Annotated in this window: 25 protein-coding genes and 1 tRNA gene; 15 read left to right on the top strand and 11 right to left on the bottom strand. The window is 57.5% G+C overall.

Going from position 1 to position 25052, the window contains the following annotated elements:
* From GOV89_RS13850 to GOV89_RS13805, 10 genes are all read left to right on the top strand, one after another.
* Nucleotides 1–1386 carry a trypsin-like peptidase domain-containing protein gene (locus GOV89_RS13850; protein ID WP_171238462.1) on the top strand — a complete coding sequence of 462 codons (1386 nt, stop codon included), beginning with the start codon at nucleotides 1–3 and terminating at the stop codon, nucleotides 1384–1386.
* 3 nt (nucleotides 1387–1389) lie between these two features.
* Nucleotides 1390–2700, top strand: coding sequence for a replication-associated recombination protein A (locus GOV89_RS13845; protein WP_171238461.1), 1311 nt, complete (start codon nucleotides 1390–1392; stop codon nucleotides 2698–2700).
* 98 nt (nucleotides 2701–2798) lie between these two features.
* The gene (locus tag GOV89_RS13840; protein ID WP_171238460.1) at nucleotides 2799–3605 is read left to right on the top strand and encodes a crotonase/enoyl-CoA hydratase family protein; all 807 of its coding nucleotides are present in this window, start codon (nucleotides 2799–2801) and stop codon (nucleotides 3603–3605) included.
* A 120-nt stretch (nucleotides 3606–3725) separates the two neighbouring features.
* Nucleotides 3726–4769 (top strand): RluA family pseudouridine synthase, encoded by a 1044-nt coding sequence (locus GOV89_RS13835; RefSeq protein ID WP_171238477.1) that lies wholly within the window; start codon nucleotides 3726–3728, stop codon nucleotides 4767–4769.
* Nucleotides 4766–5437 carry an HAD-IA family hydrolase gene (locus tag GOV89_RS13830; protein ID WP_171235896.1) on the top strand — a complete coding sequence of 224 codons (672 nt, stop codon included), beginning with the start codon at nucleotides 4766–4768 and terminating at the stop codon, nucleotides 5435–5437. Before GOV89_RS13835 ends, GOV89_RS13830 begins: the two co-directional genes overlap by 4 nt.
* Nucleotides 5438–5440: 3 nt before the next feature.
* A complete protein-coding gene (locus GOV89_RS13825; RefSeq protein WP_171235897.1) occupies nucleotides 5441–6148 on the top strand; it encodes an ATP12 family chaperone protein in 708 nt (235 codons plus the stop codon).
* 205 nt (nucleotides 6149–6353) lie between these two features.
* Entirely contained in the window at nucleotides 6354–7370 is a 1017-nt protein-coding gene (locus GOV89_RS13820) for an amino acid ABC transporter substrate-binding protein (protein WP_171181642.1), read from the top strand.
* Between the two features lie 123 nt (nucleotides 7371–7493).
* Complete coding sequence (locus GOV89_RS13815) at nucleotides 7494–8726, top strand: amino acid ABC transporter permease (protein ID WP_171181644.1); 1233 nt, start codon at nucleotides 7494–7496, stop codon at nucleotides 8724–8726.
* A gap of 3 nt (nucleotides 8727–8729) precedes the next feature.
* Complete coding sequence (locus tag GOV89_RS13810) at nucleotides 8730–10028, top strand: amino acid ABC transporter permease (protein ID WP_171181646.1); 1299 nt, start codon at nucleotides 8730–8732, stop codon at nucleotides 10026–10028.
* A 12-nt stretch (nucleotides 10029–10040) separates the two neighbouring features.
* Nucleotides 10041–10832, top strand: coding sequence for an amino acid ABC transporter ATP-binding protein (locus GOV89_RS13805; protein WP_280922860.1), 792 nt, complete (start codon nucleotides 10041–10043; stop codon nucleotides 10830–10832).
* 45 nt (nucleotides 10833–10877) lie between these two features.
* On the opposite strand, the gene GOV89_RS13800 is transcribed toward GOV89_RS13805, so the two are convergent.
* The 11 genes from GOV89_RS13800 to rpmH all read right to left on the bottom strand — a co-directional run bounded on the left by GOV89_RS13800 (nucleotide 10878) and on the right by rpmH (nucleotide 19723).
* A complete protein-coding gene (locus GOV89_RS13800; protein ID WP_171238459.1) occupies nucleotides 10878–11375 on the bottom strand; it encodes a histidine phosphatase family protein in 498 nt (165 codons plus the stop codon).
* Entirely contained in the window at nucleotides 11372–12058 is a 687-nt protein-coding gene (locus tag GOV89_RS13795; RefSeq protein ID WP_171238458.1) for a ferredoxin, read from the bottom strand. Before GOV89_RS13795 ends, GOV89_RS13800 begins: the two co-directional genes overlap by 4 nt.
* 22 nt (nucleotides 12059–12080) lie before the next feature.
* A complete protein-coding gene (gene argB / locus GOV89_RS13790) occupies nucleotides 12081–12944 on the bottom strand; it encodes an acetylglutamate kinase (RefSeq protein WP_171181652.1) in 864 nt (287 codons plus the stop codon).
* A 60-nt stretch (nucleotides 12945–13004) separates the two neighbouring features.
* Nucleotides 13005–13658, bottom strand: coding sequence for a ribosome biogenesis GTP-binding protein YihA/YsxC (gene yihA, locus GOV89_RS13785; protein ID WP_171238457.1), 654 nt, complete (start codon nucleotides 13656–13658; stop codon nucleotides 13005–13007).
* Entirely contained in the window at nucleotides 13655–14392 is a 738-nt protein-coding gene (locus GOV89_RS13780; RefSeq protein ID WP_171238456.1) for an MOSC domain-containing protein, read from the bottom strand. Before GOV89_RS13780 ends, yihA begins: the two co-directional genes overlap by 4 nt.
* The gene (gene yidC, locus GOV89_RS13775; RefSeq protein ID WP_171238455.1) at nucleotides 14389–16218 is read right to left on the bottom strand and encodes a membrane protein insertase YidC; all 1830 of its coding nucleotides are present in this window, start codon (nucleotides 16216–16218) and stop codon (nucleotides 14389–14391) included. The genes GOV89_RS13780 and yidC overlap by 4 nt, the downstream gene beginning before the upstream one ends.
* A 126-nt stretch (nucleotides 16219–16344) precedes the next feature.
* A complete protein-coding gene (locus GOV89_RS13770; protein WP_171238476.1) occupies nucleotides 16345–17880 on the bottom strand; it encodes a bifunctional diguanylate cyclase/phosphodiesterase in 1536 nt (511 codons plus the stop codon).
* 65 nt (nucleotides 17881–17945) lie between these two features.
* Nucleotides 17946–18839 (bottom strand): tRNA 2-thiocytidine(32) synthetase TtcA, encoded by an 894-nt coding sequence (gene ttcA, locus GOV89_RS13765; protein ID WP_171235903.1) that lies wholly within the window; start codon nucleotides 18837–18839, stop codon nucleotides 17946–17948.
* Nucleotides 18840–18895: 56 nt separating this feature from the next.
* Entirely contained in the window at nucleotides 18896–19141 is a 246-nt protein-coding gene (gene yidD / locus GOV89_RS13760; protein WP_171238454.1) for a membrane protein insertion efficiency factor YidD, read from the bottom strand.
* A complete protein-coding gene (gene rnpA / locus GOV89_RS13755) occupies nucleotides 19138–19563 on the bottom strand; it encodes a ribonuclease P protein component (RefSeq protein ID WP_171238453.1) in 426 nt (141 codons plus the stop codon). The genes yidD and rnpA overlap by 4 nt, the downstream gene beginning before the upstream one ends.
* Before the next feature lie 25 nt (nucleotides 19564–19588).
* Nucleotides 19589–19723, bottom strand: a complete 135-nt coding sequence (gene rpmH, locus GOV89_RS13750) for a 50S ribosomal protein L34 (protein WP_005980833.1) — start codon at nucleotides 19721–19723, stop codon at nucleotides 19589–19591.
* A gap of 269 nt (nucleotides 19724–19992) precedes the next feature.
* On the opposite strand from rpmH, the gene GOV89_RS13745 reads away from it, so the two are divergent.
* From GOV89_RS13745 to GOV89_RS13725, 5 genes are all read left to right on the top strand, one after another.
* Nucleotides 19993–20751 (top strand): TVP38/TMEM64 family protein, encoded by a 759-nt coding sequence (locus tag GOV89_RS13745; RefSeq protein ID WP_371810643.1) that lies wholly within the window; start codon nucleotides 19993–19995, stop codon nucleotides 20749–20751.
* A 3-nt stretch (nucleotides 20752–20754) separates the two neighbouring features.
* Complete coding sequence (locus GOV89_RS13740) at nucleotides 20755–22173, top strand: NAD(P)/FAD-dependent oxidoreductase (RefSeq protein WP_171238452.1); 1419 nt, start codon at nucleotides 20755–20757, stop codon at nucleotides 22171–22173.
* A gap of 15 nt (nucleotides 22174–22188) precedes the next feature.
* On the top strand, nucleotides 22189–23574 hold the full coding sequence (locus GOV89_RS13735; protein ID WP_171238474.1) for an ATP-binding protein: 1386 nt from the start codon (nucleotides 22189–22191) through the stop codon (nucleotides 23572–23574).
* Nucleotides 23575–23638: 64 nt separating this feature from the next.
* A tRNA-Arg gene (locus tag GOV89_RS13730) sits at nucleotides 23639–23715 on the top strand.
* Between the two features lie 148 nt (nucleotides 23716–23863).
* Nucleotides 23864–25030, top strand: coding sequence for a site-specific integrase (locus GOV89_RS13725; RefSeq protein ID WP_171238451.1), 1167 nt, complete (start codon nucleotides 23864–23866; stop codon nucleotides 25028–25030).
* The last annotated feature ends 22 nt before the right edge of the window (nucleotides 25031–25052 follow it).

Here is a 25052-nt window from a genome sequence, read left to right as displayed (position 1 = left end):
ATGCTTCGCGCGACACTTATCGCTTTGACCTGTGCAGTTTCCACATTTGCGACGGCTGAAACACGCGTGCCGCAGTCGCAGGCCGAGATTTCGCTGGGCTTTGCTCCTGTGGTGAAAAAAGCCTCTCCTGCGGTCGTGAATATCTATGCCAAGATCGTGCGGCAGGGGCGGTCCAGCCCGTTCTTTTCGGACCCGTTTTTTCAAGACTTCTTTGGCCGGGGCTTTGGCACGCCACAGCCGCGCGTTCAAAACTCGTTGGGTTCTGGTGTGATCCTGTCCGATGACGGCTATGTCGTGTCTAACTATCACGTGGTTGGATCCGCGACAGAGATCCGGGTCGTCACCACGGACCGACGCGAGTTTTCGGCCACAGTTGTACTGGGCCACGAAGAAAGCGACATCGCGATCGTGCGTTTGGAAGAGGCCGACAACCTGCCGTTCCTGAGCCTGCGGGATTCCGATCAGGTTGAAGTTGGCGAACTGGCCCTGGCCATTGGGAACCCCTTTGGTGTGGGGCAAACCGTGTCTTCGGGTATCATCTCGGGTCTGGCGCGCACGGGAACGGCAACGGGCAACGGTCGCGGGTATTTCATTCAGACGGATGCGGCGATCAACCCGGGCAATTCCGGCGGCGCATTGATCGACGTGAATGGCGATCTGATCGGGATCAACACGTCGATCCTGACACGGTCGGGCGGTTCCAACGGAATCGGTTTTGCAATCCCGGCAAATCTGGTGGCTGAGTTCCTGAAACAGGCGCAGCAAGGCAATGACAGCTTTGTCAGCCCTTGGGCGGGAATGTCGGGTCAGCACATGAGCGCGGATATCGCGGAATCTTTGGGGCTAGTTATCCCGCTGGGCGTTGTGATCTCGGACCTGCATGACCTCAGCCCGCTGCGCGAGGCGGGGCTGAAGGTGGGCGACGTCGTCACCCATGTGGACGGGGACGAGGTGAACTCCCCCGCTGAAATGAAATTCCGCATGTCTATTGCAGGTGTGGGGGGAAGCTCGGTTCTGACGCGGCTGCGCGGCGACCAAAGCGATGAGGTCGAGGTGGCCTTGATCAAAGCACCTGAAACACCCGCTGCCGAAGAAACCGCGCTGGACGATACGACCGTTCTGCCGGGTTTGATCGTGTCCCGGATCAATCCGGCGGTGATCACCAAGCTGGGCCTGCCCCTGTCTCTGACCGGCGTTGTTGTTGTTGATCCGGGCCCTTATGGCGCGCGGGCCGGGTTACGACCTGGCGATGTAATCGAGACCATCAATGCGGTCGATATTCAGCGCCCCGGTGATGTCGAACGCGCAATGACAAACCCGGGACGCCGTGTGCAGATGGGGCTTCAACGCGAAGGCCGGTCCGTGTCCCTGCGATTCCGGCTGTAACGTATGAGCGATCTGTTCGATACCGGGCCAACCGAACCCGTCGATGCCCCGCGCCGCCCTTTGGCAGATCGATTGCGGCCCCAATCGCTGGGTGACGTCATCGGTCAGGAGCAGGTGCTGGGGCCTGAAGCCCCGCTGGGTGTGATGCTGGCGGCGGGCAGCCTGTCCAGCCTGATCTTTTGGGGTCCGCCCGGAGTAGGAAAGACGACCATAGCGCGGCTTTTGGCGCAGGAAACCGATCTGCATTTTGTCCAGATCAGTGCGATCTTCACGGGTGTGCCTGACCTGAAGAAGGTCTTCGAGGCCGCCAAGATTCGCCGACAGAACGGGCAGGGGACGCTGTTGTTCGTGGACGAGATCCACCGTTTCAACAAGGCGCAGCAAGACGGGTTTCTGCCCCATATGGAAGACGGCACCATCTTGTTGGTGGGCGCAACAACCGAGAACCCGTCATTTGAACTGAATGCAGCTGTGCTAAGCCGGTCGCAGGTTCTGGTACTGGAACGCCTCAGCCTTGCCGACCTTGAGCGCCTGACGCAGCGCGCCGAGAAAGAGCTGGACCGCGCATTGCCTTTGACCCCGGCTGCACGCGATGCGTTGCAGGAAATGGCAGACGGCGATGGGCGGGCGTTGCTGAACCTGATCGAACAGGTCTCGGCCTGGAAAGAGGACGCGCCGCTGGATCCCGATGCATTGTCGACGCGGCTGATGCGGCGGGCTGCGAAATACGACAAGTCGGGTGATGAGCATTACAACCTGATCTCGGCCCTGCATAAATCGGTACGTGGGTCTGACCCGGATGCTGCGCTGTACTGGTTCGCACGAATGCTAACCGGCGGCGAAGACCCGCGCTATCTGGCGCGTCGGATTACGCGGATGGCAGTTGAGGATATCGGTCTGGCGGACCCTCAGGCGCAGGCCATTTGCCTGCAATCGTGGGAAACGTATGAACGGCTGGGGTCTCCCGAAGGGGAATTGGCGCTGGCTCAAGCCTTGGTTTATTTGGCGCTGGCCCCAAAATCCAATGGGGCTTACGTGGGCTATAAAGCGGCCATGCGACTGGCCAAGCAGTCCGGTAGCGAGCCACCGCCCAAGCATATCCTGAACGCACCCACTTCGCTGATGAAGGATCAGGGATATGGTGCGGGTTACTCTTATGACCATGACGCCGAGGATGGGTTTTCCGGTCAGAACTACTTCCCTGAAACGATGAAACGCCCGGACCTCTATCAGCCGGTCGAACGCGGGTTCGAACGAGAGCTGAAAAAGCGCCTCGATTACTTTGCCAAGCTTCGGACGCAGCGCAACAGTTAGTTACGCAGGGTTAGTATTGAACATGCCGCCGCGTCACAGGCGACAGGTTCGCAATTGAACGCTTCCCTTGGGTCAATACCAGCAAGGGAGGACGGGAAATGCCGGTTTCAATTGAAAAGACCCAAGACGTCTGGACCATCATCCATGACAGGCCGGATGCACGAAATGCCGTTGATACGGAACACGCTGTAGCTCTGGTTGACGCATTCCTGAGTTTTGAAGTCAGTTCTGCCAAAGCCGCTGTGTTCTGGGGCAAAGGTGGCAATTTCTGCGCGGGCTGGGATCTGAAACTCGCCGCCTCGCTGGCCGACCCTGAACTGCGTGAGGCGTATTTCGACAAACATACCTTTCCAATAGGTTCAGCCACTTCGACACTTGGGCCGATGGGACCGTCCCGGCTGGAGCTTTCGAAACCGGTCATCGGCGCGATTGAGGGTGCCGCCGTGGCCGGAGGCATGGAGCTTGCTCTTTGGTGCGATATTCGCGTGATGGCGGAAACGGCATATCTGGGTGTTTACTGCCGCCGCTGGGGGATTACGCTGATGGATGGCGGCTCGGTCCGGTTGCCGCGTTTGGTGGGGCAAGGCAAAGCGCTGGAGATCGCCTTGACAGGTCGGAAAGTCGAGGCCGAAGAATGTTATCGGATCGGGCTGGCAGAAAAGGTCGTCCCGCATGGTGAAGCGCGTTCTACAGCTGAAGAAACGGCCCATGAAATTGCACGTTTTCCGCAAGAGGCTGTGCGGGCTGACCGCCGTTCGATCATCGAAACGCGGGGTATGCCGGTGCGCGAGGCGCTCAAGGTGGAATGGGCCAACGGGTTGGAGGCGATCCGCCGTGAAGGAACCTCGGGCGCGGGGCGTTTCCGGGATGGTGCCGGGCGGCACGGGGATTTCTCGAACATCTGATCGCAACGACCAGATACCTTGACTCTTGGTGCATTGCGCGCGACAGACGCCCATGATTTCTGGGACACGGACAAAGGTGCAATCCGGGCGGCTCACCCGCGCGGTGCATGGGTTAATGGCATGAGTGGCGTACAGATGATTACAGTCGCTGAAGGGGATGGCGACCAGCGCGTTGACCGCTGGCTGCGCCGTCTTTTTCCGCATGTCAGTCAGGGCCGCATTGAAAAGATGTGCCGCAAGGGTGAGCTGCGTGTCGATGGCAGCCGCGCCAAAGCCTCGACCCGGCTTGAGGTCGGGCAAGTGGTGCGTGTGCCGCCTTTGCCTGACGCAGATCACAAACCGGCTGAGGTCAAACATCGTATCTCGGATGCCGATGCCAAGATGATCCAGTCCTGCGTGATCTACCGCGACGATCACATTCTGGCGCTCAACAAGCCGCAGGGCCTGCCGGTTCAGGGCGGCAGCGGGCAGACCCGGCATGTCGACAGCCTGTCCGAGGCGTTGCGGTTCGGCTATGACGAGAACCCGCGTCTGGTCCACCGCTTGGACAAAGATACGTCAGGTGTTCTGCTGATGGCCCGCACGCGTGAGGCCGCCAAGGGCCTGACGGCCGCTTTCCGTCACCGCGACACGCGCAAGATTTATTGGGCACTGGTGGCCGGTGTTCCGACTCCCTACCTGGGTGAGATCAAGACGGGCCTTGTCAAAGCACCGGGTCATGGCAAGCACGGCGAAGGCGAAAAGATGATCCCCGTGCATATGAACGAAATCGACAGCACACCAGGCGCCAAACGCGCGCACACGCATTACGCGACCCTCTACCGGGTGGCCGGCCGTGCCGCATGGGTTGCAATGGAGCCGATCACCGGGCGGACGCACCAGCTGCGGGCCCACATGGCGGCCATCGGGCATCCGATTATTGGCGATGGAAAATATGGCGGCTCGGGCCAGGAAAACCTTGGCGACGGCTGGGGCGCGCAACTGGGTGGGATCATTAGTAAAAAGCTTCACCTGCATGCCCGGCGACTGTCGTTTCAACACCCAATGACCCGTAAGCCTGTGACAGTCACGGCACCTTTGCCGGATCATATGAAGCACAGCTGGGATACGTTCGGGTGGACCGAGGATCTGGCTGCTGACGATCCGTTTGAGGATCTGCAATGAGCGCACCCTTACGGCTGGTTCTGTTTGATGTCGACGGCACGCTGGTCGACAGTCAGGGCAGTATCGTTCACTCCATGACAACCAGCTTTCAGGCTGCTTCGGTGCCTGTCCCGTCGCGCGACGCGATCCTTTCGATTGTGGGTCTGTCCTTGCCACACGCCATTGCGCGACTGGCACCGGATCAACCATCCTTGGTCCAGGGTGATCTGGTTGAAGGGTACAAAGAGGCTTACCACGCACATCGGCTGGACCTGGGTGCGGCCAGTTCGCCGCTTTATCCCGGCGCGCGTGAGGCGATTGAAGCGTTACACGCTGTGCCCGAAGTACTTTTAGGAGTAGCCACCGGCAAGTCACAGCGCGGTCTTGATGCGTTGATCGAGGCGCACGGGCTGGAGGCTTATTTTGTGACGCGTCAGGTTGCAGATCATCACCCGTCCAAGCCACACCCGTCCATGGTGCAGACCGCCTTGTCTGAAACCGGTGTTGATCCGGATTGCGCAGTGATGATTGGTGATACGAGCTTTGACATGGACATGGCTGCGGCGGCGGGTGTGCGTGGAATTGGGGTGACCTGGGGATACCATGATCGCTCGGCTTTGGCTTCGGCGACTTGCGTGATCGAGACATTTGACCAGTTGCCCACGGCGCTGGCTGGAATATGGAACTAGGAAATGAGCGACTGGAAACCAAAACGCTTCTGGAAAGACAGTGCCGTTGTCGAGGCCGACGGCGGGTTTGCGGTTGAATTGGACGGTCGACGTGTCAAAACGCCCGCCAAGAAAGGTTTGATCTTACCGACCCGCAGCATGGCCGAAGCGGTCGCGGTAGAATGGGATGCGCAGGAAAAAGAAGTTGATCCTGCGACAATGCCGTTCACACGTTCTGCCAATGCCGCAATCGACAAAGTGCGCGTTCAGCATGCAGAAGTGGCCGACATGCTGGCCGATTACGGCGATTCTGATCTGCTGTGTTACCGTGCCACGCACCCGCAAGAGCTGCAGAACCGCCAAAGGGACGAATGGGACCCGGCCTTGGATTGGGCCGAATCTACGTTGTCCGTTCGTCTGGTACCGGTCGCAGGGGTGCTGCACCAACCACAAGCGCGTCCGGCCTTGGAGACGCTGCGCGCACGGGTCCATGCGCTGAATGCGTTTCAACTGGCGGCCTTCCACGATCTTGTCAGCCTGTCAGGGTCGTTGATTCTTGGGTTCGCGGCAGCCTTGGATTGGCGCAATCCGGACGAGATATGGCGCATTTCGCGACTGGACGAAATCTGGCAGATCGAGCAATGGGGCCATGATGACGAGGCGCATGAGGTTGCTGAGGTCAAAAGGGCGGCGTTTCTACATGCAAAACGCTTCTTTGATATGTCGGTTTGAGCCATAATTCCTGATATTTGGGCAATTGTGCAAAGGGCTTGGGGGGTGAACCATCGATTTCGATGATCCGACCCTTGACGTTTGTTTATGAATACGCCCAAACTCAGTCCCACTAAAGGGGAGACACCTTTGGGGTAACCTATCCGGCATCCACTTGCCGGGCAGAGCCGTTTCTTATGAGACGGAAAATCAGGAAGAGGTAAAAATGAAAAAATCCGTAATCTTGGGCGCGGCGACGATTGCCGGTCTGGCTGCTGGTGCAGCTGCGGCGGGCACCATTGACGACGTCAAGGCGCGCGGCAAGTTGAATTGCGGCGTGACCACCGGTCTGGTTGGTTTTGCTGCACCCGACGCAAATGGTGAATGGCAAGGCTTTGACGTTTCGCTGTGCCGCGCTGTTGCTGCTGCCGTTCTGGGCGACGCAAACGCCGTTGAGTTTGTTCCGACCACCGGTAAAACACGCTTTACTGCGCTGGCATCCGGCGAAATCGACATGCTGGCCCGTAACACCACATGGACCTTCAGCCGCGACGTCGACCTGAAGTTCGAATTCACTGGTGTGAACTACTATGACGGTCAGGGCTTCATGGTTCCCAAGGCGCTGGGCGTCAGCTCGGCCAAGGAACTGGACGGCGCAACCGTTTGTATCCAGACCGGCACCACAACCGAGCTGAACCTGGCGGACTTCTTCCGCTCGAACAACATCAGCTATGAGCCGGTTCCGATCGAAACCAACGCCGAAGCGCAGCAACAATATCTGGCTGGTTCGTGTGACGTTTACACCACTGACGCATCGGGTCTGGCAGCGACGCGCGCCACGTTTGAAGCACCGGACGAGCACGTTCTGCTGCCCGAAATCATCTCGAAAGAGCCTCTGGGACCGCTGGTTCGCCACGGTGACCACGAGTGGGGCGACGTTGTCCGCTGGACTCTGAACGCGCTGGTCTCGGCAGAGGAACTGGGTGTGACCTCGGCCAATATCGATGAGCTGAGCGGTGGCACCGACAACCCGGAAATCAACCGCCTGCTGGGTACCGAAGGTACTCTGGGTGAGATGCTGGGCCTGGACGCTGACTGGGCTGCCAAAGCCATCAAAGCAGGTGGCAACTATGGTGAAGTATTCGCCAAGAACATCGGTGAAGAAACTCCGATTGGTCTGGCGCGCGGCTTGAACGCTCAGTGGACCGAAGGCGGCCTGCTGTATTCGCCGCCGTTCCGCTAAAATCTACGGAGATGGGCGCAGGGTATAACCTGCGCCCTCTTCACATCAAAGAGCTGCGGAAGCATTCAGAGCGGGAAAAACTCGCCAAGACAAAAAAACCGCACGCTACGGGGATTTCAAAATATGTCGACTATGACTGATCCACCGAAAGCTGACTTTCGGTTGTCCATGCTCATTAACGACACTCGCTATCGCTCCCTGACGTTTCAGGTGATCGCGGCGATCGTTATTGCGCTTTCCATCTGGTATCTCGGAAACAACCTGATCCAGAACCTTCGGGCCGCAGGCCTCAACATCTCTTACTCGTTTTTGGGCGACTCCTCCGGGTATGACATCAACCAGAGACTGATAGAATATGACAGCCAGTCCAGTCACGGGCGTGCGGCTGTTGTTGGTATTCTCAACACGCTGTTGGTTGCCTTTCTGGCATGTATTACGGCCACGGTGTTCGGCGTGATCGCCGGGGTTCTGCGGCTTTCGAACAACTGGCTCGTGTCGAAACTGATGGCGGTCTATGTCGAGATCTTCCGGAATATTCCGGTTCTGATCTGGATCATCATAATCTTCACCATCATGACGGCTGTACTGCCCGCGCCACGCGCGTTCCGGGGCGATGCCGCCACATCCAGTATGTTGTTCGACGCCTTTGCCTTTACCAACCGGGGTGTCTATATCCCGCGGCCCGAGTTCGCAAACGGGCTGTTTGGCGCAACCATTCTGAACTGGTTGCTGGTGATTGTCGTTTTGATCGGTTCGTGGTTCGCCTCGCACGAGATCGAAAAGCGGGCCACATTGAAACAGGAAGAGACCGGCGAACGTCCGAAGACATTCTTGGTCAAATTGGCTGTTTGGCTGGTGCCCTTTGCCTTGCTGATGCTCATCATGGGTTTGACCTGGGATATTCCCGCTCTGAAAGGCTTTAATTTCAGCGGTGGTATCAAGGTTGGCGGCCCGCTGATTGCATTGTGGTTCGCCCTGTCGATCTACACCGGTGCCTTCATTGCGGAAAACGTACGTGCGGGTATTCAGGCGATCAACAAAGGTCAGACCGAGGCCGCCGCCGCGCTGGGTTTGCGTCCCGGACGGATCATGAACCTTGTCGTTCTGCCCCAGGCACTGCGTGTCATCATACCGCCGCTTATTTCGCAATACCTGAACATCACCAAGAACTCGTCGCTGGCGATCGCTGTTGGTTATGCAGACATCACAGCCACGCTGGGCGGCATCACGCTGAACCAGACCGGTCGTGCGATCGAATGTGTGCTGCTGCTGATGCTCTTCTATCTGACAGCCTCGTTGCTGATTTCGATGGCGATGAACATCTACAACGCCTCCGTTAAGTTGAAGGAGCGCTGAGCCATGAGTGATCAAACAACAAACCCGATCGCCTTTGTGGCCGAAGGCACTATCCCGCCTTCACCGCCACCTGCAAATGAAGTCGGAGTGGTCAAGTGGCTACGCGAGAACCTCTTCTCGGGCGTGACAAACACCATCCTGACGGTGCTGTCGCTGGTGCTGATCTACATTCTGTTGAAAAACACGTTGCCGTGGATTTTGAACGGGGTGTGGAATGCCAACTCTCTGGCGGAATGTCGCGAGATCCTGGACGGCAAGACCGGCGCCTGTTTTGCGGTTCTGACGGAACGCTGGCCTCAGCTGATCTATGGCTTCAAGTACCCGGCCGACGCTTATTGGAGACCAAACCTGGCCTTTGTGCTGATGCTGGTTGCCCTTGCCCCGGTGTTGTTCTTTGACCTGCCACGCAAGATGCTGCTGTTCACTGCGGTTTACCCGTTTGTGGCCTTTTGGCTGATCTGGGGCGGCACGATCCTGGTTCCTCTGGTGGCGCTGGTTGGTTTCATTGCAGCAGGTGCCGTATTCCAGAAACTGGGCAACAACAGCTTTGCTGCCGGGTTCTTTGGGGCTATTGTGACTGCGTTGGTGATCTGGAATGTCGGCGGAGCTCTGATCCCGGAAAGTGCATCAGAGAATGCTTGGCTCACAGCTGTTCCCAGCCGTGATCTGGGTGGCTTCATGCTGAACATGATGCTGGGTGTGACCTGTGTGTCTCTGTCGGTGCCGCTGGGCATCGCGCTGGCCTTGGGTCGTCAGTCGAACATGCCGCTGATCAAGTGGGTTTGCGTTATCTTTATCGAATTCATCCGTGGCGTGCCTCTGATCACGCTGCTGTTCGTGGCTTCGGTGATGCTGGCGTATTTCTTCCCGCCTGACAGCACAGTCGACCTGTTCCTGCGTGTTGTGATCATGATCACCATGTTCTCAGCCGCCTATATCGCCGAGGTGATCCGTGGCGGTCTGGCGGCACTTCCGCGTGGACAGTACGAAGCAGCAGACAGTCTGGGTCTGGATTACCCGCAAGCGATGCGGCTGATCATCCTGCCGCAGGCTCTGAAGATTTCGATTCCCGGGATCGTGAACGTGGCCGTGGGCCTGTTCAAGGATACCACACTGGTTTCGGTCATCTCGATGTTCGATCTGGTGGGCATGATCCGGGGTCCCATTCTGGCGTCGACCGAATGGAACGGCGTCTATTGGGAGCTTCTGGGCTTTGCCGCGCTTCTGTTCTTCGTCGTCTGTTACGGCATTTCTCAATATTCTCAGTGGCTCGAGCGTCGCCTTGCCACAGATCATCGTTAAGGAGTTCAACACATGTCTGAACTTGCAGTAGAACGCGAAATCGACCGCTCGAAGATGCAGGTGAGCGACGAGGTCGCCATCGAAATCAACGGCATGAACAAGTGGTACGGATCATTCCACGTGCTGCGCGACATCAATCTGACCGTCAATCAGGGCGAGCGGATCGTTATCGCGGGTCCGTCGGGCTCGGGCAAATCCACGCTGATCCGCTGCCTGAATGCGCTGGAGGAACACCAGCAAGGCAAGATCGTTGTGGACGGGATCGAGCTGTCGAATGACCTGAAGAACATTGACAAGATCCGGTCCGAGGTTGGCATGGTGTTCCAGCACTTCAACCTGTTCCCGCACCTGACCATTCTGGAAAATTGCACACTGGCCCCGATCTGGGTACGCAAGACGCCCAAGAAAGAGGCCGAAGAACGCGCGATGCACTTCCTTGAGAAGGTGAAGATTCCCGATCAGGCGTTGAAGTACCCCGGTCAGCTGTCCGGTGGTCAGCAGCAGCGTGTGGCGATTGCCCGTTCGCTGTGCATGATGCCGCGGATCATGTTGTTCGATGAACCAACATCGGCGTTGGACCCCGAGATGATCAAAGAGGTGCTCGACACCATGATCGAACTGGCCGAGGAAGGTATGACCATGCTCTGTGTGACCCACGAGATGGGCTTTGCCCGTCAGGTCGCCAACCGCGTGATCTTTATGGACGCGGGCCAGATCGTGGAACAGAACGAGCCGGAAGAGTTCTTCAACAATCCGCAGAGCGAACGGACCAAACTGTTCCTCAGCCAGATTTTGGGGCACTAAACGGCCTTAAATTGAAGAAAGGGCGGGGTTTTGCCCCGCCTTTTTTTATTGCAGCAACTCGCGCGGAATGGCGAAGCCAAGGACTTTTCCGCGGTGCCATTGCACCTCGGTCCAACTGGTGATGTCAAATTCCATGACGGTCGTTGCGCAGGTCGGATAGTCCAGAAATCGCGGATGTGTCGGAGCTTCCCGCACCAGCTGGTGGGCAAGCTGCGCTATCCCAGGATTGTGCCCCAACATCAAAACGGTTTGCCCCTTTGCTTCGAATAACTGGCGTATCATCTGGTCAGGCCCCGCCAGGTAGAGCGCGTCGCGAAACTTTGCGCGCCGGGCCGTCATGGACATCCTATCCCAGGTTTCGCGGGTTCGGGTCGAGGTCGAGCTGAGAACCTCATCCGGCACCCAACCATGTGTACGCAGCCATTTGGCAATTGCGGAGGCTGACTTGCGTCCACGTTTGTTCAACGGGCGCGCATGATCATCCAAAATCGGGTTATCCCAGCTGGATTTGGCGTGGCGTGTCAGGATCAGCGTGCGGGTCATGACGTGTGGAACGACCTCATGTGATGGGCCGACTGTTCTGATGTACGCTCCGCTCCTGCACTGAGAGGGCATGCAAGGCGGGCAAGACATCCGCCGGTCATGCAGGTCTGTCCTTGGGTTGTGTCAAGGTGGCTGTGGCAGGCTGAGATGTTGTAGAATTCCTGAGCGTTCAGGGCACCGACCGGGCAGGCCTGCGTACATGGCGCGACGCAGGTAATGCAGGGAGATTGTCCGGGTGTGTCCGGGATACTGAATTCTTCGGCAAAGTGCAGTGCACCTCGATATGAGATCATCATGCCCACCGTGTCATGCACCAAAGCGCCCACCGGGCTGCTGAAGGTCCGTCCTGATTTCAGGGCCCAATCGATGAAAGGGGCATAAGGTGGCCCGCCAAAAGGAAAATAGGCCTCGGCATTAAATGTCTGGGCTATTTCGCCAATGATCCTAGCGGACCAGCGGTCAACCGGGTCCGGTGCCCCCCATTCTGGTGCGGCCTTCAAAACAGGCCAAAAGTCCCCTCCGGCGCCTAAAAGGACCAACGTACCGGATTCAAGCTGTTTGGCTTCCACCTTACGGGGACGCAGTGCTCCCATGACAATCAGTCCCTCACGATGAGCGACCTCAACGATGTGGTCATAGGATATCGCATTTGGGTCAGAGGAAGGCTGCGCAAGATTGGCCATGTTTCATCCTTCCTTGAACGGGTCAGTCCGGCCTTATAAGCGACCCGGCCCCGTGTTCTGTAAACAATTCTAGCAACACGGCATTCGGTGCGCGCCCGTCCAGGATCACCACGGCCCGGACGCCGCTGTGCAGCGCGTCCAGGGCCGTTTCAGTTTTGGGGATCATGCCGCCCGCGATCGTGCCTTCGCGGGTCATTTCGCGAATTTGTCCTGCCTTCAGTTCGGTCACAACATCTCCGGCGGCATTCTTGACGCCTGAGACATCGGTCAGCAGCAGCAGACGGTCGGCTTTCAGGGCCGAGGCAATTGCGCCCGCCGCCGTATCGCCATTGACGTTGAAGGTTTCACCATCGCGGCCGGCACCCAACGGGGCAATCACCGGGATCACATCATGAGAGAACAAGTCATGCAGAATCTTCGGGTTCATGTCAGAGGGGGTGCCCACATATCCCAGAGATGCGTCCGTCTGGTCGCAGACCATCAGGTTTGCATCCTTGCCAGACAGCCCCACGGCAGAACCCCCTTGATCGTTGATCGCCTGGACAATGCGCTTGTTCACAAGACCGGACAAAACCATCTCGACCACTTCGACGGTTGCTGTGTCTGTCACACGCTTGCCGTTCACGAATTCAGACTGGATATCCAGCTTGTCCAGCATCGCGTTGATCATCGGACCGCCACCATGAACGACAACTGGATTAACCCCAACCTGACGCATCAGAACCACGTCACGGGCGAAGCTTTCCATCGCCTCATCGCTGCCCATTGCGTGACCGCCCAGCTTGATGACGACAATGGCCCCGTCATAGCGCTGCAGATAGGGCAGAGCGCTGTTGAGTGTGGCTGCGGTGGCGATCCAGTCCCGGTTCATATCTCTTGTCTTCATGGCTAAAGTCCCTTTGGAGACCTGTGTTAGGGCCTTTGTCCGGCCCTGCCAAGTGTGAAGCTATTCCAGATGCGCAATGATGGACCGCAGGGTCGCGATACCGTCGCCTTTTTCGGAAGAGGTCAGCACGATTTCCGGGAACGCTGCGGGGTGCTTGGATAGGGCCGCACGTGTTTGGTCCAGCACCTTTTCGCGGTCCTTGGCCTTGACCTTGTCCGACTTGGTCAGAACGCATTGAAAGGTCACGGCGCTGGTGTCCAGCAGCTTCATGATCTCGGCATCGACTGGCTTCACGCCGTGGCGCGCATCGATCAGTACAAAGGCACGTCGCAGGGTCTGGCGACCACTGAGATACTGTTTCAGCAGCTTCTGCCATTTCTCCACCACTTTCAGCGGGGCGTTGGCGTATCCATAGCCGGGCAAGTCCACCAGATAGAGTTCGGGGCCTTGGGTGAAAAAATTGATCTCTTGCGTGCGCCCGGGCGTGTTCGAGGCGCGCGCCAAACCCTTGGTTCCGGTCAGCGCGTTGATCAGACTGGATTTGCCGACGTTCGACCGGCCTGCAAAACAGACCTCCAACCGATCAGGGGCGGGCAGGCCGTTCATGGCGACCACGCCTTTGACAAATTCAGAAGGGCCAGCAAACAGCTTGCGCCCGTGTTCTTTGGAAAGGTCATCCGGCTCTTCAGCCAGTGGAAACGGAAGCGATGTCATAGCACGCGCACCTCATCATTCAGGCGGACTTCACCACCCTGAATGACTTCGGCGTAAACACCGAAATCCTGATGGCCCCAATTGCTCAGCGCACCCAGAGTGTCTGCGTCACGTGCGCCAGTCTCTGGGTTCGCGGTGGTGGCCATGCAACGGGTAATGCGTTCGCGGATACGGAACACGGCCTGCCCAATGCGGACGTCGCGCCCCAACCAGTCAAACTCTTCCCACAAGGGCAGGCCGTCAAACCAGATGTTCCCGCGCCAGCGGACGGTGGACAGCGACTGGCCAAGCTTTTGCTCGACAGCGCGGTGTGATGCCATGTTGCACAGGCTGATGGATGGGAAATCACTGTCGGTCATCCCGCGTCCCGGAACCCGGACTATTCTGTCAGGTGCCGCGCGGTCGGCGGGTATCAGAGGTTTTACCCAATCCAGGAAAACCTCTTGTTCGGTATCCGGGGCAAATAGCAGATCAGGCCGGTCAGGATGGCGCAAAGTTACACGCTCGTCTTGGAGTTCGGCTGAGATCGCCGCCAGCTCGGGTGCTTTAGCGACCCGGGTGAAATTCGAACAAGGGGCCCAGTCCGAACCATCTGTCTTGGCCGCCTCATGAGCCACCGCCCAAACGCGATCCCCGGGCATGGTCTGCCCGGGGATGACTGTGACTTGGCTCAGCGTTTCTCGACCATGGCTTTTGATCGGGTGACGCCAGAGGTTTGAGACTGTGCCGCTCATTTGTTGTCCGTTTTTGGCGTCTTCTTGAAGCCGGACTTAATGTTCCCGAATACGTCCGGGGTATAGCCCTGACTGCGCATGATCAGATATTGCTGCGTGAACGTGATCGTGTTGTTCGCAATCCAGTAGACAACCAGACCGCTGGCGAAACCGCCCAGCATGAACATGAAGACCCAAGGCATCCAGGCAAAGATCATCGCTTGTGTAGCGTCGGTTGGTGCCGGGTTCAGCTTTTGCTGCAGCCACATCGAGATACCCAGCAACAGCGGCAGAATACCGATGAAGATCAGCGCCATGAAGCTTTCGGGCGCGGGTGCGGCCCAGGGCAGCCAGCCAAAGAAGTTGAAGATCGAGGTCGGATCCGGCGCGCTCAGATCCTGGAACGGGCCGAACCAGGGGGCCTGACGCAGTTCGATCGTGACAAAGATCACCTTATACAGCGAGAAGAAGATCGGGATCTGCAACAGGATCGGCAAACAGCCCGCAGCCGGGTTCACCTTTTCCTTCTTGTACAGTTCCATCATGCCTTGCTGCATCTTCTGCCGGTCGTCGCCGGCGGCCTCTTTCAGGGCCTCCATCTGCGGCTGCAGTTCTTTCATCTTCGCCATCGAGACGTAGGATTTGAACGCCAGCGGGAACAGAATCGCCTTGATGATCAGCGTCAGGCCGATAATCGACCAACCCATGTTGCCAATCAGCACGTTGATGTTGTGCAGAAGCCAGAAGATCGGTTTGGTCAGGAAGAAGAACCAGCCCCAATCAATGCTGTCGATGAACTTCTGAACGCCTTCTGACTGGTATTCCCGAATGGCCTCCCATTCTTTTGCACCGGCAAAAAGGCGTGTGGTGACCTGCTCGGTCGCGCCCGGCGCAACTGTCAGCGTCGGCAGAACCGTTTCTGTCTGATAGATTTTGCGGCGCGAGTCATACTTGGCGGCAGCTTTGAATGCGGAACCAGGCTCAGGGATCAGAGTGGTCATCCAATAATGATCGGTGAAACCGATCCAGCCATTTTCCTTTACCTGATATACCTCGGCCTGCGCACGCTCATTCGGGTCGATGTCGAAATCACGGACGTCGCCATAGTCCACCTCCGTCAGTGTCCCGTCGGCCATGCCGATGACGCCTTCATGGAGAATGAAGAAATTCTTCAAGCCAGGCAGATCACCGTCTTCGCCGATACCGTGGCGTGCCAGGATGCCGTAGGGGGCCATGCCGACCTCGGCTTCGGTGGCGTTTTCAACCGACTGTGTGACGCTGAACATATAGTTCTCATCAACCGAGATAGCGCGGCGGAAGGTCAAACCATTGCCGTTGTCCCAAACAAGCGTCACCGGACTGTCAACGCCAAGGGTCTCGCCCTGTTCAACGGACCAGATTGTGTTGGGTCCGGGAACGTCGGCACCGCTCAAGCCCGCGCCAGGGGCCCAACCGTATAGGGCATAATACGCGGACTCGGACCCCACCGGTGACATCAGTTCGACAATCGGAGAATCGTCGGCCAGCGAAACCTTATAGTCTTTCAGCGACAGCTCATCGATGCGACCACCGGCCAGCGACAGGCTACCGGTCAGGCGCGGGGTGTCGATATCGATCCGTGGCGCCTGGGCCTCGGGCTCAGCTTCTGTCGCAGCCGCAGTAGCTTCCCCCACAGCGCCTGTACCTGCAGCGCTGGGCGTCTGAACCTCATTGCCTTCAACATTGGAAATTTCAGCCTGTTCAGGAGCAGGTGTCGGTTCCGGCGGAGGGAACAGCACAAACCAGACCAGGATCACGAGAAAGCTGAGCGCAGTTGCGAGGATGAGATTCTTGTTCTGATCGTCCATAGGGGACAGCCACCTTGAGCAGTGAAAGACACCCGCAGGGTTCAACAGAGTGCGGGCCCAAAGGTCAAGCGGAATCGCCCTTCAATTCGTCACGTACCGGTCTTCTTTGGCTTGATTTGGGGTTCTTTAACCTGTTTCCCGCCCAATTTTGGGTACTCGGTTCAATTTGCTGCGATAGGACATGATCCAGTCCCTGGTTTTTTCGACTGGCATCGGCTTGCTGATACCAAAACCCTGAACATGGTCACATCCCAACTGGGCCATCAATGCATGCTCGCCTGGCGTTTCGACGCCTTCGGCCAGTGTTTCCAGATTCAAACGTTCAGCCATGGTCAGAATGGCGCTTGCCAGTTGCTGCTGGCTGGGGTCTTGATCGGCTTTTGCGACAAAAGACCGATCGATCTTTATGCGCGACACGTTGAATCGTTTTATGGATGCGATCGAGGCATGGCCGGTTCCAAAATCGTCCAAATCAATGCAACAGCCCATTGTAGCCAACCCGGTGACGTTGCGGGTTATGACGTCATCAGGTCGACGGGAAAAAACGGTCTCCAACACTTCGACTGCCAACCTGTCGGGTGTCAGGTCGAATTGATCCAACTCCCATTTTAGGCGGTCGATCAGGCCCGGATCGCGCAGCTCGTCCGAGGAAAAGTTGATGCCGATACGCGGCACATAAAGCTCTGCCTGATCCCAGTCGCGCATGGCAGAAAATGCGTAGTGCCGCATGGTCTGCCCCAGCCGACCCATAAGATCGGCATGTTCTGCAAACGGCAGAAAGACGTTGGGGCCCAGAACCCCCTTTTTAGGGTGCTCCCATCTGGCCAGTGCCTCAAAGCCAGTGACGCGCCCGGTGTCGGTGGATATCTGAGGTTGAAACCAAGGACGAATCTCACCGCTGTCCAGGGCAGTTTCAAACTCCTTGCGCAGATTGGAGCGGACCTGAGCCCGGCGGCGGGTTTCGGACGAAAAGGCGCGAATCGTGGATGGGCCATTCTGTTGCGCTTCAAGCAGGGCGTTATTCGCAGCATCGCGCCAGTCCATAGCCGACCCGTCCGGAAAGCTGCCGCTTAGGCAGAAACCGATAGAGCACGACATGTAGACGCCGGTTCCATTCAGCATGATCGGCTCTTCCACCGCCGATTGCATACGCCCCGACATTTGAATGCAGGCCTCTAGATCCAGTTGGCCAGCGGGGCGCAAGACCACCATCATCTTATTCCCGCCAACGCGTGTCGCGCAGTCGTTCGTGCGGATCATGGACATGACACGCGCGCAAAACTGCTGTGCAACGTGGTTTGCGGCTGCCTGACCATGAAGATCAAGCAACTGAGTGTAATCATCCAGAACCACGGCAAAACAAGCAGAGTCTTCGCCTTTGCGACAGGTTTCAGCAAACACTTCGTTTAATGCGGATGCGAAGTCGTCGTTTGACAATAGGCCAACCGACCGCCCCAAGCGCGGACGGGTTTGTTTGGACGAAAACGCACCAAGGCCTGTGATTGCCAAGGGGAGGCCCAATGCAATTGAAACCAAAGCACGTTCGCCCCCGATCCAGAACGCACCCAAACTGAGCGCGGGAATAAACGCCAGCGCTGATGGACTGTTAAAAACGGAGTTCAAAGAACGTATAAAACGGTCGATAGAAGAATGGTTCCGCATCGTGCTTTTGGCCTTGGGCATGAATGACACGCCGTTGAGCCTAGGAAACCAGTCTGAGTCAGTCGTTAACGCAGCTGCGGAATTCCGTCCAAGTTTTCGGTTTTTTTGTCAGAATTTATTGAAAGGTTAAGGAAATCAAACAGTTTCGCGTCCAGCAGATGCGAAGGGCGTGCATTTGTTAAGGCGCGGAACATAACTTGACGCCGACCCGGGCTGTTCTTTTCCCATTGATCGAGAATCTGTTTCACCTGCTGGCGTTGCAACCCGTCCTGACTGCCGCAAAGATCGCAGGGTATGATCGGGTATTGCATTGCATTGGCAAATTTCTCGCAATCGGCTTCGGCAACATGGGCCAGCGGTCGGAAGACAAAAAGATCGCCCTCTTCATTCACCAGCTTCGGCGGCATGGTGGCCAGACGACCGCCGTGGAAGAGATTCATGAAAAATGTCTCAAGAATGTCGTCGCGGTGATGGCCCAGAACAACCGCCGAGCACCCCTCTTCACGCGCGATGCGATACAGGTTGCCACGGCGCAGGCGTGAACACAGGGCGCAGTAGGTTCGGCCCTGCGGAACCTTGTCCATCACAACGGAATAGGTGTCCTGGTACTCGATCCGGTGCGGTACATCCATGCGTTCGAGAAATTCGGGCAGGACTGTCGCGGGAAATCCGGGCTGACCTTGATCCAGATTGCAGGCCAGCAGATCCACAGGCAGCAGGCCACGCCATTTCAATTCGTAGAGAACGGCCAGCAGCGTATAACTGTCCTTGCCACCTGACAGACAGACCAGCCAGCGTGGCGGTTTGCCGTCCTTGTCGTGGGCAGACGGGTCTACCATCCCGTATTGCTCGATCGCTTCGCGGGTTTGCCGTACGATACGCTTGCGCAGCTTCTTGAACTCGGTGGTCGAGGGCGCGCCAGCAAACAGCGGGTGGATATCGTCTGCATCATCAAACATGCGCTGCCCCTACAGCAGTTGGCCCAACCGGGCAAGATGGTGACAGGATGCCGGGTCTAGCCCTTATCGGTCGAGGTATCGGAGTCAGGGACCGGATCGTAGCCGTCGCCACCCCACGGATGACAGCGCCCGATCCGACGCGCGGCCAACCATGCGCCCTTTATCGCACCGTGCTTTTCCAATGCCTCCAGCGCATAAGCTGAACACGTTGGCTGATATCGACAGTTAAAGCCAACCCACGGGCTGAAAATCAACCGATAGGCCCGAACGGGCAGGGCGAGGATATGGGCCAGAAATGTCATTTGCCCTGTGCGTGAACCTTGCGCAGCGCATAGCGTAAGTCACTCAACAGTGCGTCGTAGGAGCGGTTGGCCGTGACTTCGGCCCGGCCGATCAGAACGTAATCCCACCCATCGCGACCAGATTCGGGCAGTATGGCCCGCGCGGCTTCGCGTAAGCGACGTTTGGCGCGGTTGCGGGCCACGGCGTTGCCGACCTTCTTCGAGCAGGTAAAACCTACGCGAATCCCGGATGCCTCTTCTGGAGTGCGTCTGCGCGCCTGGACCATCATCGACGACGTTCCTTGCCTGCGCGAGCGTGCGGCTTTCAGAAAGTCGGACCGTTTTTTAAGAACGACAAGAGGTTCAGGTGCACAAACGGACGCCGCCGGGGGCGTATTCCCGGGCTGGTGCATACCATCCTCAGGGGCCTCCGGCGGCGTCATGTTCATAACCTGATCGGTGAGCGGTTTACGCGCTCAGCGACTTGCGGCCGCGTGCGCGGCGTGCGTTCAGGATCTTGCGGCCGGCCTTGGTGGCCATGCGCGCGCGGAAACCGTGGCGGCGTTTGCGAACCAGGTTCGAAGGCTGATAGGTGCGTTTCATCGCTCCGTCTCCAATCTATAGCGGTGGGGTGCGGCGCGGATTCGCCTGGCCCTAGTGTTCGAAGCCCGTCCTCTACTGCTAAGCGGGGGGTAAGTCAAACCCCAACAGTGGGGTTTTCGCGCCTTTTGCAACAATTCTGTACCCGCAGAGCTGAAAAGGTTTCAAAACACCCAATTATCGATGAAATCTCTCACATTCAGCGCCACAAAGATCAAGGCCCCGTGATCCCTCTGTTGCTTGACAGATTGGAAGCGCATCTTGGGCACAGAATGAAACAGAAAGAACCGGAAAACCTGATGTCTGAAACAAGCCAGGCACCGCGCAGCGGGTTTGCGCGCCATATTCCGTTGCTGGTGATCCTTGGTGTTGCCGTTGCGGGCTTTTTCACGCTGGGGGATTACCTGAGCTTTAAAACCTTGCGGGACAACCGCGAGGCGCTTTTGGCTTGGCGGGATGGTCATTATTGGGTCATGGCCGCAGCGTTTGTGGCCATTTATATCGTCATTGTAGCGTTCTCGCTGCCGGGGGCGGCGGTCGCGTCGATGACAGGCGGGTTCTTGTTTGGATTGTTTGCGGGCACGGTTCTCAATGTTGTGGCTGCAACCATCGGAGCTTCGGCTATTTTCCTGGCGGCACGCTGGGGATTGGGTGAGTCGCTGACCGCCCGTTTGGAATCGTCGGAAGGGACGGTCAAGAAGCTGAAGGATGGTCTGCGCGAGAATGAGATTTCGGTCCTGTTCCTGTTGCGGCTGGTCCCGGTTGTTCCGTTCTTTGTTGCAAATCTGGTGCCTGCTCTGGTCGGCGTGAAGTTTCGCAACTTCCTGATCACCACTGCCCTGGGCATTATTCCCGGGGGGATTGTCTACACGTGGATTGGTGTCGGGCTTGGTGGTGTATTCGATCGCGGCGGAACACCGGATGTGTCTCTGTTGTGGGAGCCGTTCGTGATCGGACCGATTATCGGCTTGTGCGTTCTGGCCGCTTTGCCCATCGTCATCAAAGCCTTGCGCGCAAATAAGGACAGCTGAGCCATGACCGAACTGAAAACAGACCTCCTGGTCATTGGGGCCGGGTCCGGCGGCCTGTCAGTTGCAGCTGGGGCCAGCCAGATGGGTGCAGATGTCGTTTTGCTGGAAGGCCACAAGATGGGCGGCGATTGCCTGAATTTCGGCTGCGTCCCGTCCAAGGCGCTGATCGCAAGCGGGAAGGCCGCTTATGGTCAGGCGCATTCCGCGGCGTTTGGGGTAGCGGATGTGACTCCTCAGATCGACTATGGGGCGGCCAAGGACCATGTGCATAACGTCATCGCCCAGATCGAACCGATGGACAGCCAAGAGCGCTTTGAAGGACTTGGCGTCAAGGTGATCCGAGAATACGGTGCCTTTATCTCTTCCAACCAAGTGCAGGCAGGAGATCACTTCATCACTGCGCGCCGGATCGTGATTGCAACAGGGTCATCGCCCCTGGTGCCGCCGATTCCCGGGCTGGATGCGGTTCCTTACTTTACGAATGAAACTATTTTCGACCTGCGCGAGCGGCCGGATCATTTGCTTATCATTGGCGGTGGCCCGATCGGTATGGAAATGGCGCAGGCCCATCGACGCCTCGGCATTAAGGTCACGGTCATAGAGGGTCAAAGGGCGCTGGGCAAAGACGACCCCGAAGCCGCGGCGGTGGTGCTGGAAGCGCTACGTAGCGAAGGTATCGATATCCGCGAAAGCGCCATGGTGGCACAGATCCGAGGCAGCGAAGGCGCGGTAGAAGTGGTGACCGAAAACGGTGAGATTCTCACGGGATCTCATCTTTTGATCGCGGCCGGGCGCAAGGCAAACATTGACCGGTTGAATCTGCAAGCGGCGGGTATTGACCGCACCCGGACCGGCATTAAGACAGATGAAGCCCTCAGGACGACAAATCGCCGGATCTATGCCATTGGTGATGTTGCAGGTGGGATGCAGTTCACTCATGTGGCGGGCTACCATGCGGGTATCATAATTCGCTCGGCGTTGTTTGGTCTGCCGTCCAAAGCCAAGACCGCGCATATCCCCTGGGCGACCTACACAGATCCTGAACTGGCGCAAGTTGGTCTGACCGAAGCTCAAGCGCACGACCAGCATGGCGACAGGCTCGAAATTGCCCGCTTTGACTATCATCACAACGACCGGGCCATTTCCGAGCGTAGGACAAACGGCTTCATCAAGGTCATGGTTGTCAAAGGCCGTCCTGTTGGGGCCACAATCGTGGGTCATCAGGCAGGCGAGTTGATCAACTTGTGGTCGCTTGCATTGGCCAATAACCTGAAGATGGGGCAGATTGCTGCAATGGTTTCGCCCTATCCGACGATCGGAGAGCTTAACAAACGCGTGGCGGGTGCTTATTTCACGCCAAGGCTGTTTGAGAATCAGACAGTTAAACGTGTGGTCAGGTTCGTCCAGCGTTGGATTCCCTGACCTGAGGAGGGGCGCATTTTGAACTCGCTGTCGGGCCGATTTCTGATCCTGACGACGGTCTTCGTTATGTTGGCCGAAATCCTGATTTTTGTCCCGTCTATCGCTCGGTTCCGTGAGGATTTCCTGCTGAACCGTCTGGAGCGCGCCCAGATTGCTTCGCTGGCGTTGCTGGCAGACGATATGCTGGCTGATGACCTCGAGGCCGAACTGTTGGCGAATGCGGGTGTTTATAACGTGGTTTTGCGTCGGGACGAAGTTCGGCAGCTTATGTTGTCTTCACCGATTCCGGATTCAATTGCCAAGACATACGATCTGCGCGATGCGGGGCCCTGGGTTCTGATCCGGGACGCCATGAGCCGGATTGTCACGCCCGAAAATGAAATCATTCGAGTTATTGGCGAGCCGGTCAAAGGTGCGGGCTTGCTGATTGAAGTCACCACAGACAGCGCGCCATTGCGAATGGCGATGGTGGACTACGGCCTGCGTATTCTTGGCTTGTCTTTTGTCATTTCGATTATCACCGCTTCGCTGCTTTTCCTAGCTGTACGGGTTGTGCTTGTACGGCCAATCAAAAGCGTAGTGGGGTATATGCAGCGCTATGCCAGCGCGCCCGAAGACGCGCGGGGGATCATCTCGCCGAACTCGAAAGTGACAGAGCTGCGCGAAGCTGAAGAGGCGCTGCAAATGCTGCAGACTGACCTCACACAGGCGCTGCGACAGCGCGAGAGGTTGGCGCAGCTGGGTGGTGCCGTCGCCAAAGTAAGTCACGATTTGCGCAATATTTTGACATCGGCACAGCTGTTCACGGACAGGATCGAATCCAGCGATGATCCACTGGTTCGTCGGATGGCCCCTAAATTGGTGAATTCCATCACCCGTGCCGTATCTTTGTGTGAAAGCACGCTGGCCTTTGGGCGCGCGGAAGAACCGGCCCCGACGCTGACGATGGTTCCAGTGCGGTCGCTGGCCGCGGATGTGGCAGCCAGTGAACAACTTGCCGTCGCCGATGCCTGCGTCGAAATTGTGAATGAAGTTCCCGAAGATCTGATTGTCCGCGCAGACCCCGAGCAGCTTTTTCGGGTTATCATGAACCTCGTGCGCAACGCGCGTCAGGCCCTGGTTGCGGCGGGCAAGCCTGGGCGCGTTACAATTGCCGGCTGCGAATATGGAGACACCTGGTGCATTGAAATCAGCGATACAGGCCCGGGTCTTCCACCAAAAGCGCGCGAAAACCTGTTTACACCATTCCAGGGCGGAGTTCGAAAGGGCGGTTCGGGTTTGGGGCTGGCGATTTCGCAGGAACTTGTGCGCGGACATGGTGGAGACCTGAGTTTGAAACAGACTGGACCCGAAGGAACCGTGTTCGAAATAAGCCTTCCGCGCGGCGACATGACTTTTTGAAATATTTTTGAAGAATCGACTTGCACGTCCTGGGCGGCAGGTCTAAACACCGCCTCACCAACGCGGACCGATAGCTCAGCTGGATAGAGTACTTGACTACGAATCAAGGGGTCGGGGGTTCGAATCCTCCTCGGTCCGCCACTTGGTGATTTTCACAAATTTTGATGAAACATACTAGGTTGCTTAAACCTTTGTGTTTTATGGCTGAGGTCGCGCTAGAGGGTTTCGTTGGATTTTATCTGATTATGCCAGTATACTTTTATTGAGTGGTATATTTTGTGGTATTTACATGGCTGCGCTCAGCGGAAAGCTGACAAAGAAGCTTGTAGAGAATCTCGGTCCGGGTCGGCATGGTGACGGTTCTGGCCTGTATCTCGTTGTCGATCCATCGGGCGCACGGCGCTGGATCGTGCGTGTAACGGTCAAAGGGCAGAAGAACCGCAAGGGCGCTCCGCTGCGCACGGATTTCGGGTTAGGTGGCGCTGATGTCGTCACACTAAACCAGGCTCGAGAAAGAGCCCTCGAATATCGACGCATGGCAAAGTCCGGGCTGAACCCGCGCTTCAACGCCCAGCGTGAAATCCCGACCTTTGAGGAACTAAGCCGACAAGTTCACATTGACCGCCTGCCAACATGGAAGAATGCCAAACACGGCCAGCAATGGCTTAACACCTTGCGCGACTATGCGTTCCCCAAGATCGGCCGTATGCCCGTGGACAGCATCGATCAGCCCGAAGTTCTGATGTGCCTGTCGCCCATCTGGACCGAGAAACACGAAACCGCAAAGCGACTGTCTCAACGGATCAAGACGGTGCTCGACGTGGCAAAATCCAAGGGCTTCCGTTCGGGCGAGAACCCGGTGACTGCGATCCGCGAAGGCAAGGTGCTGCCCACCGTCAAAGCCAAGGTGCAGCACCATGACGCGATGCCGTGGCAGGAGGTGCCCGCATTCTATGCCGAGTTGCAGACCCGTTCGGCCATGGCCGCCAGGGCACTGCAGTTCACCATTTTGACCGCCTGCCGAACCTCAGAAGTGCTGGAGATGAAATGGCCCGAGGTAGATGTCAATGCGCGACTGTGGACCATACCTGCGGAGCGCATGAAAGGCGGGCAGGTCCATCGCGTGCCTCTCACCGGCGAAATGCTGGCCATTCTGGAGCCGCTGCGTGCGCTGGCCTCTGACTACGTGTTCGAGGGGCAAAAACGACACCAGCCCTTGTCGAACATGTCCATGCTGATGTTACTGCGCCGGATGCGGAAAGATGGCGTCACTGTGCACGGCTTCCGCAGTTCGTTCCGAGATTGGGCTGCGGAGTCTGCAAACGCGCCTCGGGAACTGGCTGAGGCGGCTTTGGCTCATCAGGTTGGGTCCGATGTAGAGCGCGCCTACGCTCGGTCTGACTTGTTGGATCGTCGGCGCGAATTGGTCGAGCGCTGGAGCAGGTTCTTGTGTTAACGACCCTGATGGGAGGAAAAGA

The organism is Ruegeria sp. HKCCA5763 (assembly GCF_013034545.1).
Lineage (GTDB): Bacteria > Pseudomonadota > Alphaproteobacteria > Rhodobacterales > Rhodobacteraceae > Ruegeria.
The sequence above is the reverse complement of the archived record's forward strand: the minus strand, read 5'-3'. Positions and strand labels throughout refer to the sequence as shown.